This window comes from Chitinophaga niabensis, assembly GCF_900129465.1.
Taxonomy (GTDB): domain Bacteria; phylum Bacteroidota; class Bacteroidia; order Chitinophagales; family Chitinophagaceae; genus Chitinophaga; species Chitinophaga niabensis.
On record NZ_FSRA01000001.1, the window covers coordinates 3,531,941 to 3,549,508 of the forward strand.

Here is a 17,568-nt window from a genome sequence, read left to right on the forward strand (position 1 = left end):
TAACGAGACCAAAATACCACGGAACCATGCAAAGTAAATTTATCCTGCCAGCAGCGATGCTCATGTTATCGCTCTATGCCTGTACCAAACAAAACGACGACAGCAAAAAACCAATTATTGACTATGCCACTTATGGGTATGTTTCTAACTGGGTAGAGATCCCCAATGGAAATACACTCTCCATCTTCTCTAATTCAATTGACCCGATAAAAGGAGAATATCTTTACAAAGGAGTTCGTTTGGGGATCAATATTGATTCATCTGGTTTTATTCAGCAAACGGATAGTTCCTTCAATTTTATTTCCAGGGGTTTAAAAGATACTACTACCCTGCAGTATAAGATCTACGGGGATTCACTGCTGGTGATCCAAAACCAGTCTGCAGAGATTAAATACAGGAAAGTGCGTTAATACCTTTATCCAAAATTATCCGGCCCTGCACTGTGCCGGACAATATTTCCAGCTATATCATATATCATTATGATGTAGCTTTTTTCTTTCAGGGGGTATTCCCAGTGGTTGTTTTTGAAAACTGCGAACCCTGTTGAAGAGGGGGTAATGATCTTTATTTCTTTTATACGGTGTTTACCTTTTGTTTTGATGATCACTGTTCCTTTACTGATAGTAACTTCTACTTCCGGTTTGTTATATGCATCCTGGAAAGCTGCGTTAAATGCCGTCTGGTGGGGTTTGGCGATGGATTGATAGTAAGCTTTCCTTTCGGGGTCTTTGATGGCAGCTTTAGCGAAGTTGTTGGCCCTTTTGAAGCGCTCCTGGTTCGCTACCTGGGTGGCGGTTTTGGGAGGGTACTTACAAGGGGGCTTGCACATCACGGTTTTGCCGTTCCGCTGGCGGAAGACGATCTGTTTGCCGAAGGTGCCGGTGGCCCCGCGGGTAATGACGTTATGTTCAGATACTGCCATATCCCTAAGATAAGACAAAGATCGCATATAACAATACGAATCTTAAGCCTATGTCAAGCGTATCTAAGGTATGGGATTCTCCTTCTCAGATTTTTGAAGTAGTTTTGTTTCCTGAGCTATGCAGGCCTACTCTTTATATACGGACAGTGAACTGGTTGATTTCCTGAAATCAGGTAATACCGCCGCGTTTGACGAGATCTATCAGCGTCATTGGAATACCCTTTTCAAATCAGCTTATTATCTCCTGCAAGACAGGGCTGCCAGTATGGACATTGTACAGGATGTATTTGTATGGCTTTGGGAAAACCGGGACCATGTGGTGTTAACCACCCTGAAAGGCTACCTGGTGATGGCCGTGCGTTATAAGGTGGCCAACTTTATCCGGCATCAGAAAGTACGCAATACCTTTATTACAGAAAACATTGTGCCGGAAGTAACCCAGGCCACCGAAGAATGGGTACTGGAGCTGAAGGAGTTGAAATCTGTGATTGCCAGTTTTACGGAAACCCTGCCCTCCCGCTGCAAGGAGGTATTTTACCTGAGCCGCCACGAACATTTATCCAACCGGGAAATTGCCGGCCGGCTGGGCATTTCTGAAAAGACCGTAGAAAACCAACTGACCACAGCCCTTCGGAAATTAAGGGTACGGCTGGGTAGCATGTCCCTTCTCCTCTAAAAAATATTTTCTGTCCTTATAGGGGATACCCTTCCTTCAAGTGCCTTGTTCATATAAGATCCTCTATGGACAAGGAAGCATTACAGCAATTATTGGAAAAAATAAGCGATGGCACCGCCACAGATGCGGAAATTGCTTTATACAACAGCTACTACATCGCTGCTGAGAGAGCGGCCATTGCCTCCGGTGTTGAATTACCGGACGATGAAGGTATTGCTGTGCAAATGCGCGAAAATATCCAACGCCGTATTGCTCCTAAAAAGAGACCATTTCCTGTAAGATACCGGTATCTCGCGGCAGCGGCTGTGCTTGCGGGAGCTATTGTAACCGGGTTCCTGTTATTTCAGCCGGGTGCTACTCTTTATCATACCCCATCTACAGTTACCGTTTCTTCGCCGGAAATACCTGCCGGCGGAGATAAGGCGGTACTTACTTTGTCCAATGGTAAACAGGTCCTGCTCAACGATGTGAATGCAGGCGATATTGCTAAACAGGCTGGTTTGCGGATCTATAAAACTGCCAGCGGGGAAATTGTATATGAAGCAACCGGGAATGGAACAGATACCGGGTTGAATCATATTGCTACACCACGTGGCGGGCAATACCGCATTGTGTTGCAGGATGGCAGTAAGGTTTGGCTGAATGCAGCATCTTCCTTAAGTTACCCGGCTTCCTTCCCGAAAGAAGAACGAAAGGTGACGCTTAGCGGAGAAGCTTATTTTGAAGTGGCCAAAGACGCCGGCAGGCCGTTTAAAGTGATCACGCCTTCTCAAAGGGTGGATGTATTGGGTACGAACTTCAATGTGAATGCCTATCCTGAAAATGCTACCGTACACACCACCCTGCTGGAAGGAAGTGTGAGCATTACGGCTAATGCTTCTACACAAAAAACGATCCTGAAACCGGGTGAGCAGGCCCGCCTGAACAATCAAACAGGCTCCCTGTTAAAGAGTATGGTGAATGCACAGGATGCCATCGCCTGGAAGAACGGTTATTTCGTTTTCAATGATACTTACCTGGCAGAGGTACTTTTACAGCTTTCGCGCTGGTACGATGTACAGATCGATCCTGCCACTATTCCAACTATCAGATATACCGGTGTTATACCAAGGAACGAGCCGCTGGCCAAAGTATTAGACATGCTGGAATTCACCGGCGATCAGCAGTTTTATATCGAGAACAAAACAATTAAAATAAAACACTAAAGACCAAAAGCTAATTACAACCAAAAAATAACCGGCTATGCGACAACATAACCGGTCTTAGATCAGGTAAGGACAGTTACCAAACGCGTTATTCAGAAACTTATTCTCTCACCTAACAAAGCAAATGTATGTATTTCAGGAATTCATACAAGGGGATGTTTTGCCCTGTACTTTTTACTTTTTCCACGAAACAGCAGCTAATTAAATCGTTGATCGTCATGAAACTGACTTTCCTATTACTGATCATCACCTTACAGGTATCTGCCACGGCGTTTTCGCAGCAGGTATCTTTGAAGTTTGAACAGGCGTCATTGAAAACGGTGTTTGCAGAGATCAGCAGGCAAACGGGATATCATGTATTATTCAGTGCGGAGCTGGTAGATAAAGCATCTCCGGTAACCGTACATGTAAAAGAAGCATCTATTGACGAAGTACTGACGGCTATACTTAACCGGCAGCCACTGAGCTATAAAATAGAAAATAAACTGATCCTTATCGGCAGTAAAACGTTGCCCTCTCCTACTGATCCCGCACCTCCGGTAAGGCTTCCGGTAAATGGAAAGGTAACGGATGGAAAAGGGAATCCCATACCTGGTGTAAGCATCCAGGAAAAAGGTACAGGCAATGGTACTGTCACCAATGAAGCCGGCGAGTTCACCATTAACGTCAAAAATAATGAAGCGGTACTGATCATCCGTTTTATAGGATTTGAACAACAGGAAGTTAAAGCAGGCACTACACCATTAAAAGTGGTCCTGCATGAAGACCTTACAGCCATGAGCGAAGTAGTGGTGGTAGGATATGGTTCGCAGAAAAAAGCCAACCTCACCGGCGCTGTCAGCTCTGTAAAAATGGAAGATGTATTAGGCGACCGCCCCGTAAGCTCCGCTTCACAGGCTTTGCAGGGTGCCGTTCCCGGTTTACAGATCACTTATGGAAGTGGTCAGCCGGGTGCTTCCACTGCTCTTAATATCCGTGGATATACTTCTATCAATGGTGGCTCACCGCTTGTACTGGTAGACAATGTGCCGATGGATATTGACGATGTGAATCCAAGGGATATTGATAATATAACGGTACTGAAGGATGCTGCGGCAGCTTCCATCTATGGTGCCAGGGCTGCCTTTGGTGTGATCCTTATCACTACCAAAAAAGGAAAGAAGAACCAGCCGATGAAGTTCAATTATTCCTCCAACTTTACTTTTAATAAACCTGTTTCCTTACCACAAAAGGCAACACCCATTGAGTTGGTAAAGGCATTAAAAGACTTTGGCACCACTTCTTACTGGAGCGGTCAAAATGTAAATACCTGGCTGAACCTTTTGACGGAATATAACCAGGACCCCGGTAAATACCCTGATGGAGAGGCCATCATCAATGGCCTGAGATATCCATTAGCACAAACAGACCTCTACGGTGAACTGTTTAATAAAGGGTTTGAGCAGATGCATAATTTTTCTTTCAGCGGCGGTTCCGACAAAACTACTTTCCGTGTGTCCGGCGGTTATACTGGTGAAGATGGCATCCTTGTTACCAATAAGGATAAATTCACCCGTTACAACCTGAATACTTACCTCAGTACAGAGCTGACCAAAAACCTCACTGCCAGTGTAAACCTCTTCTACAAGAACAATAAACGCACCACACCCGCTAATTTTAGCGGCATCTTCTATAATGCAGTTACTTATAGTTCTTATACACCAACCGGTTACGGTAAAGCACCAAACGGAGATATTCTGCCTTATAATACACCTAACAATGTAATAAAAACAGAACCTGTTAATACTGCTTTTGGAGATGATATCCGCCTGTTCGGCAAGTTGGAATATAATCCGTTGAATGGCTTGAAGGTAACAGGAGAATATACCTTCAATAAAAGCAATGGGGATAACCGTAGTATACAGGACAAGAACGAATACATCAATGCAGCTACTTACGACAGGCAATTCCTGAATAATAATACCCGTTACACAAGGTCTAACAACCAGGTGAATTACCAGGCACTAAACCTTTACGCCAGCTATACAAAAGCCATCAACAAACATAATGTCACCTTACTGCTGGGCACCAACCAGGAGATCAGCAAACAGGAAAGTTTTACGGTGAACCGGCTCGATGTATTGAGTCCATGGGTGCCTTCCCTTTCTACCAGTACCGGTACTATTGCCGGGGATGATGGTTTCGGGGAATATGCGATCTCCGGGTATTTCGGCCGTATTAACTATGATTACAAGAATAAATACCTGCTGGAAATAAATGGCCGCTTTGATGGTTCCAGCAGATTTCCACCAGGTCACCGTTTTGGCTTTTTCCCTTCCGTATCCGCGGGATGGAATGTAAGTGAAGAAGAATTCATGAAACCCCTGGCGAATATAATGCCGCTCTTTAAACTGAGGGGTTCCTATGGAGAAATAGGGAACCAGGTGGTGAATAAACCAAATACCAATACACCTGATTATTATCCTTACGTGCCGGGTATGGAACCTTATAATGCATCCTGGACAGACCCCGCTACGAACCTGCGTTATGTTTCTCTTTCCATGCCAGCGCTGGTGAGCTCCAGCTTTACCTGGGAAACAGTACGTACGCTTAACTTTGGGGTGGATTTCAGTTTTCTCAGAGGCCGTTTGAACACTTCCTTCGACTGGTTCCAGCGTAATACTTTGAATATGTTAGCGCCCGGAGCAGACCTCCCTGCTACCCTTGGTGCAACAGCTCCTTTGCAAAATGTGGCAGACCTTCAATCCAAAGGTTGGGAATGGGAACTGAGCTGGAAGGACAAGATCAAAGCAGTGAGTTATTCTATCGGCTTCAACCTCTCTGACAGCCGCGCTTACATTACCCGTTACAAGAACCCTGCCGGCCTGCTGATCATTAATTCAGGAACAGGGCAGCTGGACAATTATTACGAAGGGGAAGAGATCGGTGAGATATGGGGATATGTTACGCAGGGATATTTTACAGTAGATGATTTTGAAAAAGGTTCACTGGATGCCACCTTGCAGAAAGGAAAATTATTGCCCGGCATAGCAGGTGTGAAGGGTGTACAGCAGAACCCCGGAGATATCCGTTATGTAGATATAGATGGTAATGGCGAGATCTTTACAGGCAACAATACCCTCGCCAATTCAGGTGACCGCAAAGTAATTGGCAACGCCCGCCGCAGGTTCCAGTTCGGCATATTCGGAAATGCTTCTTACAGCAACTTTGATCTTTCCTTCTTCTTACAAGGCGTAGGTAAAAGAGACCTCTGGTTAAGCAACCAGCTGTACTGGCCTTATCTGAACCAGTTTGGCACACTTTATAAACACAATCTTGATTACTGGACGCCCACGAATCCGAATGGTTTTTATCCAAGAAGTTATCCTGACGGAGCGGGTACTACCGGCACGAGCAGGAATATACAAACCAAATACCTGTCCAATGGTGCTTACCTGCGTGTAAAGAATATCACGCTTGGATATGCAGTGCCCAAAAAACTGCTGCAGCGCGTATTCATCAATAATATCCGCGTGTTTGTATCAGGTGAGAACCTTTTCACTTTTGATCATCTGCCGGATGGCATGGATGCAGAAGCAGATGGTATCTCCGATGGCGGGATCTATCCCTTCATGAAGAAATACAGTTTTGGTATTAATGTAAACTTCTAATCAGCGCAACATGAAACAACTCCTTATCATCATAGCTACGGCACTTCTTCTTCAAAGTTGCACCGGCAAACTTGATCTGCAACCTAAAGATCAGCTCACGGAGAAAACCACTTTTACCAAATACGATAACATTAAAGCATATGCATGGCAGTTCTATGAAGTATTTCCTGCCTATGCTCCGGCGTCTGTCAATAAAGAATTCGATAGCGATCTTTTCCTGAATGCCAATCCCAATTCAGAATCCAACTGGATCTGGCAGCGGATCGTGATCCCTTCCAGCTCCGCAGATTATACAGATCCTTATGCAAGGATCAGGGCGGTGAATATCATGCTGGACAACCTTGACAAGTCTTCTATTTCAGATACGGATAAAGATCACTGGCGCAGTGTGGGTTACTTCTTCCGCGCTTATAACTATATGAACCTGGTGAGTAAATATGGTGATATCACCTGGGTGGAAAAAGCACTTACAGATGGCGATGTAGAGGAACTGTATGCTAAGAGAACTCCAAGAGCAGAAGTAACGCAGAAAATGCTGGAGCAATTGCAATGGGCAGAGCAACATATTAAACCAGCGGGTGACGGCCCCAATACCATCAACGTACATGTGGTGCGTGCGCTGATCTCCCGTTTTGGATTGATAGAAGGCACCTGGCGGAAATATCATAACCTGGGTGACCCCATCCCCTACCTCCGGGCCAGTGCAGATGCCGCGGCTAAACTGATCGCTGCTTTCCCTAACCTGCATCCCAACTACGATGAAGAGTTCAACAGTGAATCACTGGCCAATGTTCCCGGCATCTTATTATACAAACAATATGATCAGACGCAGGTAGTACATACACTTGCTTCCCTGGGCAGGAACTCTGCCGGCAGATGGGACCTCACCAAAAAAGCAGCTGATATGTATCTCATGACGGATGGACAAACGCGCTGGACCAGTCCGCTGTTTGCAGGGGATAAATCTCCTTACACGGAATTCAGGAACCGGGATAAACGTTTATACTATACCGTACCTCCTCCCTTCAAAGTGAAAGTGGTGCATCCCAGCATGAACTGGCAGCCCAGCGATAATCCTGCAGAGAGTGAATACTTTCCTGTTATGGCTGCTATTTCCGGGCCAAAGAACAAAACATTGCCCACACTCAACTGGCAGGGATTGGTGGTACGTTCAGAGCCGCACTATGTAGATTTTAATGACGGGCAGCCTTTCAATGTTACCTATACCGGTTACCGTTTCTATAAGTTCAGCAATAAGATCCAGATGATCCAGAACTTTGATGTGAATGATGCACCGATCTTCCGGATGGGAGAAGTAATGGTGAACTATGCGGAAGCAAAATATGAATTGGGCGAATTTGATCAGGCCATCGCAGATCAGACCATCAACAAACTGCGTACCCGTGCTGGTGTGGCTGCCTTACAAACAGGTGCCATTCCCAATGATCCTACCAGGGATGCTACAATAACTCCTGTACTTTGGGAAATACGCAGGGAACGGGCTATTGAGCTGATGGGAGAATCCTTCCGTTTTGATGACCTCCGCCGCTGGAAGAAAATGGAATATGCTGTAACGCAAAAGCTGGGCAGATGGATCAAAAAGGGAACGGATGTACCAGCCAATAGCATTATCCCTATCCAGAACGGGGCAACGGAAGGATATATTGCCTATGAAAAAGTACCGCCTGCACCATTCCCGGAATATTACTATTTTTATCCGCTTCCATCTAACCAGATTGTACTGAACCCGAACTTAGTTCAAAATCCACAGTGGAAATAAAACGTAAGCATGATGATGAAACTCTTTGCACTGACAGGCATACTGATGATCTCCGGCCTTTCCTTACAGGCACAGAAAAAACCCAATATTGTTTTTATCCTGGCGGACGACCTGGGATACGGTGATCTCGGCGTATACGGGCAAACAAAGATCAAAACACCGAATATAGACCGCCTCGCTAAAAAGGGCATGCGATTTACCCGTTTCTATGCAGGTACCTCTGTATGTGCCCCTTCCCGTTCAGCTTTGCTGACAGGGCAGCATACCGGGCATACTTACGTCCGTGGCAACAAGGAGATCCAGCCGGAAGGGCAGGAACCTTTAGCAGATACTGTTCAAAGCTATGCGTTACTCTTACAACAGGCAGGTTATACTACCGGGGCTTTCGGCAAATGGGGATTAGGTATGGTAGGTACCACCGGTGCGCCGGATAAAAAGGGCTTTGATGTTTTCTTCGGCTACAATTGCCAGCGGCAATCACATCGTTATTATCCTACACACCTCTGGAGCAATAATGAGAAAGTACCGCTGACCGGCAATGATCTTACGCAAAAGAACATCTATGCACCCACATTGATCCAGGAAAAAACATTGGCCTTTATAGAGGATAACAAGAATAAACCTTTCTTCCTCTTTGTTCCCAGCGTATTGCCGCATGCTGAGTTGTCAGGACCGGAAGATCAATATTATAAACAGTACGAAAACAGTTTCGAGGAAACTCCGCACAAAGGCAATGACTACGGACCGAAAGCATTGGTACCGGGTTATGCCTCCGTTGATAAACCACGTGCTACTTATGCTGCTATGGTATCCCGCCTGGATGCTTATGTAGGGCAGATACTGGATAAGCTGGATGCACTCGGCTTATCGGACAATACGATCGTTATCTTCAGCAGCGACAATGGTTCACACCAGGAAGGTGGTGCAGATCCCGTATTCTTCAACAGCTCCGGAGGCCTGCGTGGTAATAAACGGGACCTGTATGAAGGAGGGATCAAAACACCTTTCATTGTAAAATGGCCGGGTAAAGTAAAAGCAGGAAGCGAGAGTAATTTCATCGGGGCTTTCTGGGACCTGATGCCTACGTTTGTTGCTATTACTGGTGCGCCTGCTCCTAAATATACAGATGGTATTTCCTTTCTTCCTACCCTGCTGGGCAAAGGTAAACAGGTGCAGCATACTTATCTCTACTGGGAGTTTCATGAAAGTGGCGGGCGCCAGGCTTTACGGATGGGGAACTGGAAGGGTGTGAAGTACAATGTGAAAGATAGTAATGCGCAGCTGGAGTTATATGATCTGAGTAAAGATCCGAAGGAGCAGCATGATGTTGCTGCGGCGCATCCTGCGGTGGTGAAGCAGGTGAATGATTATATTAAGGCAGCGCATACCGAGAGTGCGGTGTTTCCTTTGATTAAGTAGTTGGCAGGGACCTTGCCGCGCAGCAGAGGGTGGAGTTACTTTTTCTGCGAAGTAAGTTTTGATAGTAGTATAAGAATGGCCCGACCGGGCCATTCTTATTTTTTGCCTTCTATAAGTTTATACACAAACTCCAGCTGTGTATCCACGCCTGTTAAGAGATCCTGCAAAGTATAGGATACTTCATAATCAGGTATTGTACCCCTCCCCTTTTCTTTTGGTTCATCTACTGCATTACGGTAGTATACAAGCGGGATATTAAGATGCATCTTTGTTACGGGTAAAGTAAGGCCAATAAATTCTGCTCCATTTCCTCCTGTATAATTTCCTCCTGTTTCTTCTCCAACAAATGTTCCTGCTTTAAGATGATGTGCTACTGCGGTGAACTCTGCTGTGGCAGATCCTGTAGCGCCGTTCGTAACAAAGTAAATCTTTCCCTTGTATGCATTGGGTTTGGGTTGCAGTATGGCTAAAGTGGGATTAGCCTGTTCTGTTACGAGGAAGGTGCCATCCGGTTGTGGTATTAACAGTTTTCCTCCTGCGAGTTCTTTTAGTTCTTCTTTGGATATGCTGGACTTTTCCAGGAAGGGAGAATTGTTAGTGATGGTATGCATGCTTTTATAATATTGCACTGGCTGCTGAATGAGCCAGCTCAGTAATTCCTGGCCCTGGGAATCATATCCGCCGGCATTGTTCCGGAGGTCTATTACCAGGTGGCGGATCTGCTGCTTATTTGTTTTGGTGATACATGAATACATGAACTCCCCCAGCTTCTGATCCGCTTCTTTACTTGTTTTCCCCCCAAAGAACTCACGTAGCTGAATTGTTGCGATGCCTTTTCTTTTGTTGATGTAAAAATCCCGGGCATCAAATTTCCTCTTACCTTCTTTACGGATACCTTCCATTACCTGTTTGTTTACCGGATTCGCCCGCATGTTCTTTTCTGCTTCTGCTACACTTATTGAAGCGAGCGTCACCTGCTTCACCTGGCCCTCCCGGTTACGGTATTCAATATGAAAGGAATCTGACTGGGAAATAAAGGCATTGTAGTAATAGGAAAACAGGAGGTTATGGATCTGCCTGTATTTCAGGGTTTCATTAAAGCCATCCGCAAAAAGGTGACTGAATATTTCATGTATGATATCCATGACCGGCCGGCCATCTATCTTTAACAGCACGGCTCCGGGACTGATTTCCTCATTCCTGGAACGGTTAATGATCAGGATGGGCTCTCCTCCTATGAAAAAGATCTGGAATGGAAAATAGAAGCGGGCAGTACGAAGCGTATCCGCCCAGTTGGGTCTGGGGATAATAACGGTGTGGGCACAACGGATACTGGAAATGAAGCCGGACATTACCTTGTAAAAGTCCCTGCCGCTCATATTGTCCCTGATCCGGGCATAGGTGGCGGTGACGGTACTGTCGAATTGCTGTTTTGACTGGTACCTGAATAGTCCGGGATGAGTTTCCCTTAATGCTTTCTCTGCATAACTGAAGTCTTTTTGCAGATCTGCCTTGCTGAATTGGGCAATGGCTCCCATAAAGGGCAGGGAAAATAAGCAAATGAATAAGATGCGCTTCATTGTTTTTTTGAACAAAGGTCAACGGAAATGGTATTTTTTTCTCCGCGAACAATGCTCAAATCCAGCGATGAGTAGTATTTTTCAGGTAGGCAGAGGGTACCATACCTGTTTGTTGTTTGAAAATCCGCTGGAAGGTAGCCTGCGAACTAAAGCCACATTCCTTTGCGATCCCCGCAATGGTGAGCTGGGATGTATCCTGTTCCTGAACCCTGGTTTTAAATGCTTCTATCCGGTAGGTATTTATATACTCGTTGAAGCTTTTATGCAGGTGTTGATTGAGTACAGCAGAAATGGTTTTCTGTGGAAGCCCGGTATGCTGCATCAACATGAGAAGATTAAGTTCAGGATTTAAATAGAGTTTGTCTGTTTCCATGGCCCTGGTTAACAGGGCAACCGCTTCCTGAACAGTTTGATCTGGTAAGATGGAGGACTTTGCAGCGGCCTGTTTCTCTTTTCTTGATTGGAGGAAACCGTTAAACCCCACCCAATAGATCAGTACCACCAATGGAATGAATACAGGGAACCAGGTGATATTGTTCCACCAGGTTGGCTGGATTATATAAGGGACCAGGTAAATCAGCCAAACCAGCTGGAAAATGAAAAACCCCGTTAGGAAATGTTTGAGCCATCTAACGTCTTTCTTCATCCGCCATGCATAGAGCAAATAACCTGTAATGGAAAGCCAGCGTGGGATATCCGCATAGTGGTTCCATTCATCCATGAAGTATCCCCAGGGCCCAGGGCCACTTTTTACCAATCCGCTGAAGAACCCAATAATAAAGGTCCAGGCGGCGAGGTAGGGAACAAGGTCTATGATAACAGGAGCAAAATGCCAGCGCTGTTCTTTGCTGATCCTGAACTGCGGGTCTGCATATGCGCGGGTGTAAAACAGGATCAGGGGGCCGAGGGACATAGGGAATACCAGGGGAATGAGATCAGTCAATAAGCGTGCGAGGGGATTAGCCTGTACCCATTGATCCTCATAAAGGTATTGACTGAGGCAGTTAAGGGTTACCAGTAGCATGAGCCATCCAAAAATGCGGGTATGCATATGGCGTGGGCCTGTGAAGAACAATAACCAGGCAATAATGAATCCCTGGACCGTTCCCAATAGTAGTATGTTATGTAGAAATAACATAAAACTAAAGATAGTATATTTAATGTATGAGCATCCCAGAAGAAGACAAACAACGCATCCTCCAGGATATTGAGCAATATGGTTGCCACCTGATTATGATAGAAGCTGATAACTATCTGCCTGCATTTGTATATTCAATCGGCCTTTATCAGAAATTCGGGCATCCGGAAATAATTTGTTTTGGCTTAGAAATAAACCTAATGGCAACACTCATTAATGATGCCTGTGCCATGGTACAAAACGGCGAAAAGCTGGAATCCAATAAAGCTTATCCTGATTTCCTGGAAAACTTTCCTATCCGGTTCCTGCAGGTTGATAAGGATTTTTATCGGGACTATCTTGGTTATGGCGGAGGGTTCTACGGGTCATTCGATTTTCCGGCCCTGCAACTCGTCTGGCCGGATAAAGCAAGCAACTTTCCCTGGAATGAAAACTTTAACCCCGACTGGAAATTCAAACAGCCATTGCTGGACAGAAATACAGACTTCAAATTTTATGAAGAAAGGAATGTGGCTACTTTTACAACAAAACAAGTGCTGGAAGGTGATCCTATATTATATGTTTCTCATAATATTGATGGCGACTGGCAATTCCACGGCAGTGCGGAAGCTGATCTGGAAGATGCAAGGATCGTATGTTTGGAAGCTATCACCCGGCTTGACCCTTCTGTAAACCAGATCTACCATTTACAATATGGCTGGAATGCCTGGCGGCAGGATATACATTCAGACTGGGAATATGAAGAAGGAGAAGAGGAAGCGGAAGAAACCGAATAACCTCCCACCCGTTACCATCGCAAAACCAACCATGTGCTGAGCGGTTCCGTTTCCCCTGTTGGTTTTCCGAAGTCTGCCAGGATTTATTTTATTTGAGTGCCCGGTATGCTTCCAGGGCCGCCGCCAGTAATCTTTTGAGCTGCGGGGAATTTATTTCGTTTTCACCTTCTATTTCTACATAACGGGAGATCTTTCCTGTTCCCTGTAACAATTTATCAGGATCGGGAAGGCTGCTGCCCCTGTTGAAGCTCAGCTTTAAGCCTTTCTTCGAAGGAATAAGCATACATATCAATTCTGCGTACTTCTGACCATAACAATAGCCGATCATCTTCGCGGGCAGGTCTATTTGTTCCTGTATATCCGGAAGATGGGCAAACAGCAACTTCCGGAGTAGTAAAGCATCGGCAGTTACTTTCTCACTATAAGATGATAAGAAGGTGATTATATCTTTATCACTTGTCATTATTTTATGTATTGTTTTCTCTTTCTGATATCTACATTCACTTCATTTTTCCCCTTCACTACATAACTCTGTAACATTTCGGTGAGCTGCTTCACCACATCCGGATGTGCTGCCGCCACATTGTTCTTTTCAGCAGCATCTGTTACCATATCATAGAGCTGTATTTCCGGCCAACCCTGTTCAAAGGCAGCTACATTACGTGGTGCGGCCCAACCTCCGGAACCAGGGCACAGTGCCAGTTTCCATTTATCATTCTGAATACAGAAATTACCGTCAATGGAGTGGCTTATAACAGCAGGGCGTTCATTCTTCAACATGCTATAACTGTCTTCTCCCATGTTCTCCTGTAAAGGTACATCAATAATATCTGCACAGGTAGCCATGAAGTCTGTAAGGGATACCACTTTATCAGTGACGGTACCGGCTTTGATCTTTGCAGGCCACCTGGCTACTAATGGAACATGATGGCCGCCTTCCCAGATATCAGCTTTGTACCCTCTGAAGTTTACGCTGGGGTAATGGCCGAGGGCTTCTACGTCAAAAGTTTTCAATACATAGGGTGCGAAACCATTGTCGCTGGTGAAAATTACGAGGGTGTTCTCTGCAATGCCCAGTGAGTCTAATGTATGCAATACCTGTCCTACCGACCAGTCTGTTTCCATTACAAAATCCCCGTACTGTGTGAGATTACTTTTCCCTTCAAATCGTTTGCCGGGAACAATGGGGGTGTGTGGAGAAGGTAATGCCAGATACAGGAAGAAAGGGCCTTTCTGTTTAGACTGGGTAATGATCCTTTCGCAGGCTTTATTGGTGAGCGCAGGCAATACATCTACTGCTTCAAAATCCTTTTCTGCCAAACCTGCACGTACCCATGTTTTGCTGACAGTGGGGATCCCTACGGTATGATCATTTTCAATGTAGATATAAGGCGGCATGTCCAGCGAAGCACTGATGCCATAGTAATAATCGAATCCGCGGGTGGTTGGGCCATTCTCTATCTTTCCTGCAAAGTCCACCCGTTTTTCCATTTCTTTTACCGTGTCTGTACCTGGTTTCAGTGCCCAGTCCATTCCAAGGTGCCATTTGCCTACGCAATCGGTCTTGTATCCATTTTGTTTCAGGAAGGCAGCTACGGTTTTATGTTCAGGTGTAATGAGCGGTTTGCTGTAACCATTGAGTACACCGCTTTGCAATGTAGAACGCCAGGGGTACCGGCCGGTTAGGATACTATAGCGGGAAGGAGTACAAACAGCAGAACTGCTGTGCGCGTTGGTGAACACTACCCCACTGCCGGCGATGCGATCTATGTTTGGCGTGGCGATCTTGCCGGCGGGGTTTAATGCTTTTACATCTCCGTATCCCATATCATCAGCCAGGATGAAGATGATGTTGGGCCTGCTATTGTTTTGTGCCATCACTGCACTGCCGGTAATGCAGTACATCAATAGCAATAACATGCTAGTTTTCATTCGTGGATTTTTTGCTCCCCTAAGATAAGACATCCGGCTGGTTGCTGTACATTTGGTATGATAAAAACCTAATGCCATGCAAAAAACAGAATGGTTCAAAAGAAAATTCCCCCTGATTGAAGACAATGGAATTTTGCCTTCTATTATTGAACGATTGAGAGGAACACCTGCAAGGATCGAGGAAATCACCAGGGAACTCAGCCCCGCTCTATTGACCTTAAAACAGGAAGATAAATGGAGTATCAAGGAACAGATAGGGCATCTCTCCGACGTTGAGCCTTTATGGATCGGCAGGCTGGACGATCTCACCAAGGGGTTGGCAGAACTAAGGGTGGCAGACCTCACCAATCAAAGAACACATACCGCTAATCACAATGCAGCGGACATAAAAACATTACAACAGGGGTTCAGGGAACAAAGGCAGGAGTTTGTAAACAAGCTAAGCCGTTTGAAGGATGAACAATTGTATAATACGGCTTTACATCCCCGTTTAAAAACACCTATGCGCATCATTGATCTCGCCTATTTTGTAGCGGAGCATGATGACCATCATTTGGCAAGTGTTCGGGAGATTATAACAAAATAAAAAGGGCGGCTATAACCTAGCCGCCCTTTTTTTCTATTGTAAGAAGAACCGCACTGAATATCCACTGAAATTCCCCCATGCACTGCTGCAATTTACAGCTACCCGATACTGGATGGTCCATCCTGTACCGGAAAGCGGGCTGTAGTTAGGGCTTGCATATGGATAGGAAGAATAGATAGTAGTGGTTGGCAGGTAAATACCTGCCGAAATATTGACTATCGAATATTCTATTTTGTATTGCAAGGCTCCGGCAATAGCAGGCCAGCTCAGGTTAGTATACGTACAACCACTGGACCCATTACATCCCGGCGACTGGCTTAAAGTAGATCCTATCGGCCCATTAGCGCAGGATGCCGGCGGTGGCTGTAATAGATCGGACCATGCAGAGTACGGGCCCCATGTTCCACAGCTGGTTTCTACTGCAAGGCGGTATTTATAAGTTCTCCCTGCTGAGAAATAATAGTAGAAATAACCAGGATTGGGAACGGGATAGGTATTCAGCAGAGAATTGTTTGTTACATCAAACCATTCCATATGGTAAGATGTTGCACCCGGTACCGGGGTAAAATTAAGCGTATATCCATAGTAGGAAGTTCCAACCCAGGACAATGTGCCTGTAAGGTTTGTAGCAACCCCGGAATTGCTCATGCAAACTGAAAGGTTTTTGGTAATGGTCTGCGATTGGCCACAGGCTGTTACGGTAGCGGAAAGTGTGAGGTTTCCGTTTGCCACTGCGGTAAGCGTTGTCTGATCACAATTCGTGCAGCTCAGACTTGCCAGCCCTGCCGGAGTAACAGACCAGGCAACTGAGGCATTACAGGGCAATCCTGCTATATTATAATTCTCCGCACTTCCAATCACAGCATTCCCGTTGATACTTAAGGATGGCAATGTATAATTAACAGCCATAGTGTTGGTTGAATAATTAGTGCCATTGACAGTGACGATTGCCTTTACACTTTGCTGGGTAGCGCCGCATACAGGGGTCAGTGAAATGGTATTACCGGGTGTGCTGATATTCTGTGGAGCCGGAGTTCCGTTATAAAGCCATCCGTTACTGGCGGAACCCAGGTCCCAGTTATATGCACTGATGCCTGTTGAGTTATTTACATTGGTGATAGTGAATTGTTGTGCGGAAGCTGATCCGCAGGTGATGTTCACGGAAGCAGGTAAGGTAAAGACGGGGTTAGTAGGCGCAGGAGGAAACTCTGTTATCACGATCGCTCTGACCTGGATGGCGTTGGTGCCACTGGCAGAAGGGCTCTCCGCAGGATAACCGGCTACCGATAAGGATTCATAATCTATTGCCAGTGGCTGCGGGGTATTAATGATCGGGTTTTGCGGCCATGCAAAACCGGAGCCGGAAACAGCATACCCTGTATAATTAAGAGAAACAGCGCCCGGACCGGGCGCACAATTGGTAGCGGTATTATGTGCAAGGGCTGTTGGATTCAGCCGCAGGGCCAGTACGGGATAGTAATCGTTGGAAGTGGCAATGGTGCCTTTATAATAGGCATTGATCTGGTACTTGTAATTCTTTTTAAAAGGAAATTTGATCTGGTATTCTGTTCCCACCTGACTCGACTGGGAATTCCTTTTACAGGGAAGATTTACATAATAATCCGGGTTGCCGGTAAATTTTGGGAAACCAATGGTGGATTGATGTACAAAATTATCCACCGTAACATTGGAAGCGAAAACGTTGCAGTTATTGTTCAGCGTTTCGTAAGAAAAATCGATCGTATAAGTAGTTTGGGCCTGCGTATACGGAATACTTCCAAGCAGAACGACGGCAACAAAAAATAGAATTTTTTTCATAGCATAATATTTATGGTGAAGGGAAACGGGTTACGAACTAAAAGGGCGGATCACAAACTTTTAAAACCGGGCTTTCATGTCTTAAG

General features: G+C 45.5%; 14 protein-coding genes. 8 read left to right on the plus strand and 6 right to left on the minus strand.

Annotated elements, in window-relative coordinates:
- The first annotated feature begins 26 nt into the window (after positions 1 to 26).
- Positions 27 to 410 carry a hypothetical protein gene (locus tag BUR42_RS13950; protein ID WP_074239816.1) on the plus strand — a complete coding sequence of 128 codons (384 nt, stop codon included), beginning with the start codon at positions 27 to 29 and terminating at the stop codon, positions 408 to 410.
- A 5-nt stretch (positions 411 to 415) separates the two neighbouring features.
- On the opposite strand, the gene BUR42_RS13955 is transcribed toward BUR42_RS13950, so the two are convergent.
- Positions 416 to 922 carry a hypothetical protein gene (locus BUR42_RS13955; RefSeq protein WP_074239817.1) on the minus strand — a complete coding sequence of 169 codons (507 nt, stop codon included), beginning with the start codon at positions 920 to 922 and terminating at the stop codon, positions 416 to 418.
- A 118-nt stretch (positions 923 to 1,040) separates the two neighbouring features.
- Here BUR42_RS13955 and BUR42_RS13960 point away from each other — a divergent pair, with 118 nt between their 5' ends.
- From BUR42_RS13960 to BUR42_RS13980, 5 genes are all read left to right on the plus strand, one after another.
- Positions 1,041 to 1,598: an RNA polymerase sigma-70 factor gene (locus BUR42_RS13960; RefSeq protein ID WP_074239818.1), complete on the plus strand. Its 558-nt coding sequence runs from the start codon at positions 1,041 to 1,043 to the stop codon at positions 1,596 to 1,598.
- Between the two features lie 65 nt (positions 1,599 to 1,663).
- Positions 1,664 to 2,803: a FecR family protein gene (locus BUR42_RS13965; RefSeq protein WP_074239819.1), complete on the plus strand. Its 1,140-nt coding sequence runs from the start codon at positions 1,664 to 1,666 to the stop codon at positions 2,801 to 2,803.
- Positions 2,804 to 3,021: 218 nt separating this feature from the next.
- On the plus strand, positions 3,022 to 6,453 hold the full coding sequence (locus tag BUR42_RS13970; protein ID WP_074239820.1) for a TonB-dependent receptor: 3,432 nt from the start codon (positions 3,022 to 3,024) through the stop codon (positions 6,451 to 6,453).
- A gap of 10 nt (positions 6,454 to 6,463) precedes the next feature.
- Positions 6,464 to 8,233 (plus strand): RagB/SusD family nutrient uptake outer membrane protein, encoded by a 1,770-nt coding sequence (locus tag BUR42_RS13975; RefSeq protein ID WP_074239821.1) that lies wholly within the window; start codon positions 6,464 to 6,466, stop codon positions 8,231 to 8,233.
- A 9-nt stretch (positions 8,234 to 8,242) separates the two neighbouring features.
- Positions 8,243 to 9,652, plus strand: a complete 1,410-nt coding sequence (locus BUR42_RS13980) for an arylsulfatase (RefSeq protein WP_200798257.1) — start codon at positions 8,243 to 8,245, stop codon at positions 9,650 to 9,652.
- Positions 9,653 to 9,747: 95 nt separating this feature from the next.
- Here BUR42_RS13980 and BUR42_RS13985 read toward each other — a convergent pair whose 3' ends face one another.
- Positions 9,748 to 11,232: a S41 family peptidase gene (locus tag BUR42_RS13985; RefSeq protein WP_074239822.1), complete on the minus strand. Its 1,485-nt coding sequence runs from the start codon at positions 11,230 to 11,232 to the stop codon at positions 9,748 to 9,750.
- A 55-nt stretch (positions 11,233 to 11,287) separates the two neighbouring features.
- Positions 11,288 to 12,370 carry a helix-turn-helix domain-containing protein gene (locus BUR42_RS13990; protein ID WP_074239823.1) on the minus strand — a complete coding sequence of 361 codons (1,083 nt, stop codon included), beginning with the start codon at positions 12,368 to 12,370 and terminating at the stop codon, positions 11,288 to 11,290.
- Positions 12,371 to 12,396: 26 nt separating this feature from the next.
- Here BUR42_RS13990 and BUR42_RS13995 point away from each other — a divergent pair, with 26 nt between their 5' ends.
- On the plus strand, positions 12,397 to 13,146 hold the full coding sequence (locus BUR42_RS13995; protein ID WP_074239824.1) for a DUF4262 domain-containing protein: 750 nt from the start codon (positions 12,397 to 12,399) through the stop codon (positions 13,144 to 13,146).
- A gap of 88 nt (positions 13,147 to 13,234) precedes the next feature.
- On the opposite strand, the gene BUR42_RS14000 is transcribed toward BUR42_RS13995, so the two are convergent.
- Both BUR42_RS14000 and BUR42_RS14005 read right to left on the minus strand, forming a co-directional pair.
- Entirely contained in the window at positions 13,235 to 13,609 is a 375-nt protein-coding gene (locus BUR42_RS14000; protein WP_074239825.1) for a DUF1801 domain-containing protein, read from the minus strand.
- Positions 13,609 to 15,078 (minus strand): sulfatase family protein, encoded by a 1,470-nt coding sequence (locus BUR42_RS14005; RefSeq protein ID WP_074240600.1) that lies wholly within the window; start codon positions 15,076 to 15,078, stop codon positions 13,609 to 13,611. The genes BUR42_RS14000 and BUR42_RS14005 overlap by 1 nt, the downstream gene beginning before the upstream one ends.
- Positions 15,079 to 15,154: 76 nt before the next feature.
- On the opposite strand from BUR42_RS14005, the gene BUR42_RS14010 reads away from it, so the two are divergent.
- Positions 15,155 to 15,664 carry a DinB family protein gene (locus tag BUR42_RS14010; RefSeq protein ID WP_074239826.1) on the plus strand — a complete coding sequence of 170 codons (510 nt, stop codon included), beginning with the start codon at positions 15,155 to 15,157 and terminating at the stop codon, positions 15,662 to 15,664.
- Positions 15,665 to 15,697: 33 nt separating this feature from the next.
- Here the strand turns inward: BUR42_RS14010 and BUR42_RS14015 are convergent, their stop codons facing one another.
- Positions 15,698 to 17,482 carry a hypothetical protein gene (locus BUR42_RS14015; protein WP_074239827.1) on the minus strand — a complete coding sequence of 595 codons (1,785 nt, stop codon included), beginning with the start codon at positions 17,480 to 17,482 and terminating at the stop codon, positions 15,698 to 15,700.
- Positions 17,483 to 17,568: the final 86 nt, after the last annotated feature.

Excerpts from the sequence above, each read along its gene's own strand:
- BUR42_RS13950 (WP_074239816.1), top strand. The coding sequence starts at position 27 with ATGCAAAGTAAATTTATCCTGCCAGCAGCGATGCTCATGTTATCGCTC.
- BUR42_RS13955 (WP_074239817.1), bottom strand. The coding sequence starts at position 922 with ATGGCAGTATCTGAACATAACGTCATTACCCGCGGGGCCACCGGCACC.
- BUR42_RS13960 (WP_074239818.1), top strand. The coding sequence starts at position 1,041 with ATGCAGGCCTACTCTTTATATACGGACAGTGAACTGGTTGATTTCCTG.
- BUR42_RS13965 (WP_074239819.1), top strand. The coding sequence starts at position 1,664 with ATGGACAAGGAAGCATTACAGCAATTATTGGAAAAAATAAGCGATGGC.
- BUR42_RS13970 (WP_074239820.1), top strand. The coding sequence starts at position 3,022 with ATGAAACTGACTTTCCTATTACTGATCATCACCTTACAGGTATCTGCC.
- BUR42_RS13975 (WP_074239821.1), top strand. The coding sequence starts at position 6,464 with ATGAAACAACTCCTTATCATCATAGCTACGGCACTTCTTCTTCAAAGT.
- BUR42_RS13980 (WP_200798257.1), top strand. The coding sequence starts at position 8,243 with ATGATGATGAAACTCTTTGCACTGACAGGCATACTGATGATCTCCGGC.
- BUR42_RS13985 (WP_074239822.1), bottom strand. The coding sequence starts at position 11,232 with ATGAAGCGCATCTTATTCATTTGCTTATTTTCCCTGCCCTTTATGGGA.
- BUR42_RS13990 (WP_074239823.1), bottom strand. The coding sequence starts at position 12,370 with ATGTTATTTCTACATAACATACTACTATTGGGAACGGTCCAGGGATTC.
- BUR42_RS13995 (WP_074239824.1), top strand. The coding sequence starts at position 12,397 with ATGAGCATCCCAGAAGAAGACAAACAACGCATCCTCCAGGATATTGAG.
- BUR42_RS14000 (WP_074239825.1), bottom strand. The coding sequence starts at position 13,609 with ATGACAAGTGATAAAGATATAATCACCTTCTTATCATCTTATAGTGAG.
- BUR42_RS14005 (WP_074240600.1), bottom strand. The coding sequence starts at position 15,078 with ATGAAAACTAGCATGTTATTGCTATTGATGTACTGCATTACCGGCAGT.
- BUR42_RS14010 (WP_074239826.1), top strand. The coding sequence starts at position 15,155 with ATGCAAAAAACAGAATGGTTCAAAAGAAAATTCCCCCTGATTGAAGAC.
- BUR42_RS14015 (WP_074239827.1), bottom strand. The coding sequence starts at position 17,482 with ATGAAAAAAATTCTATTTTTTGTTGCCGTCGTTCTGCTTGGAAGTATT.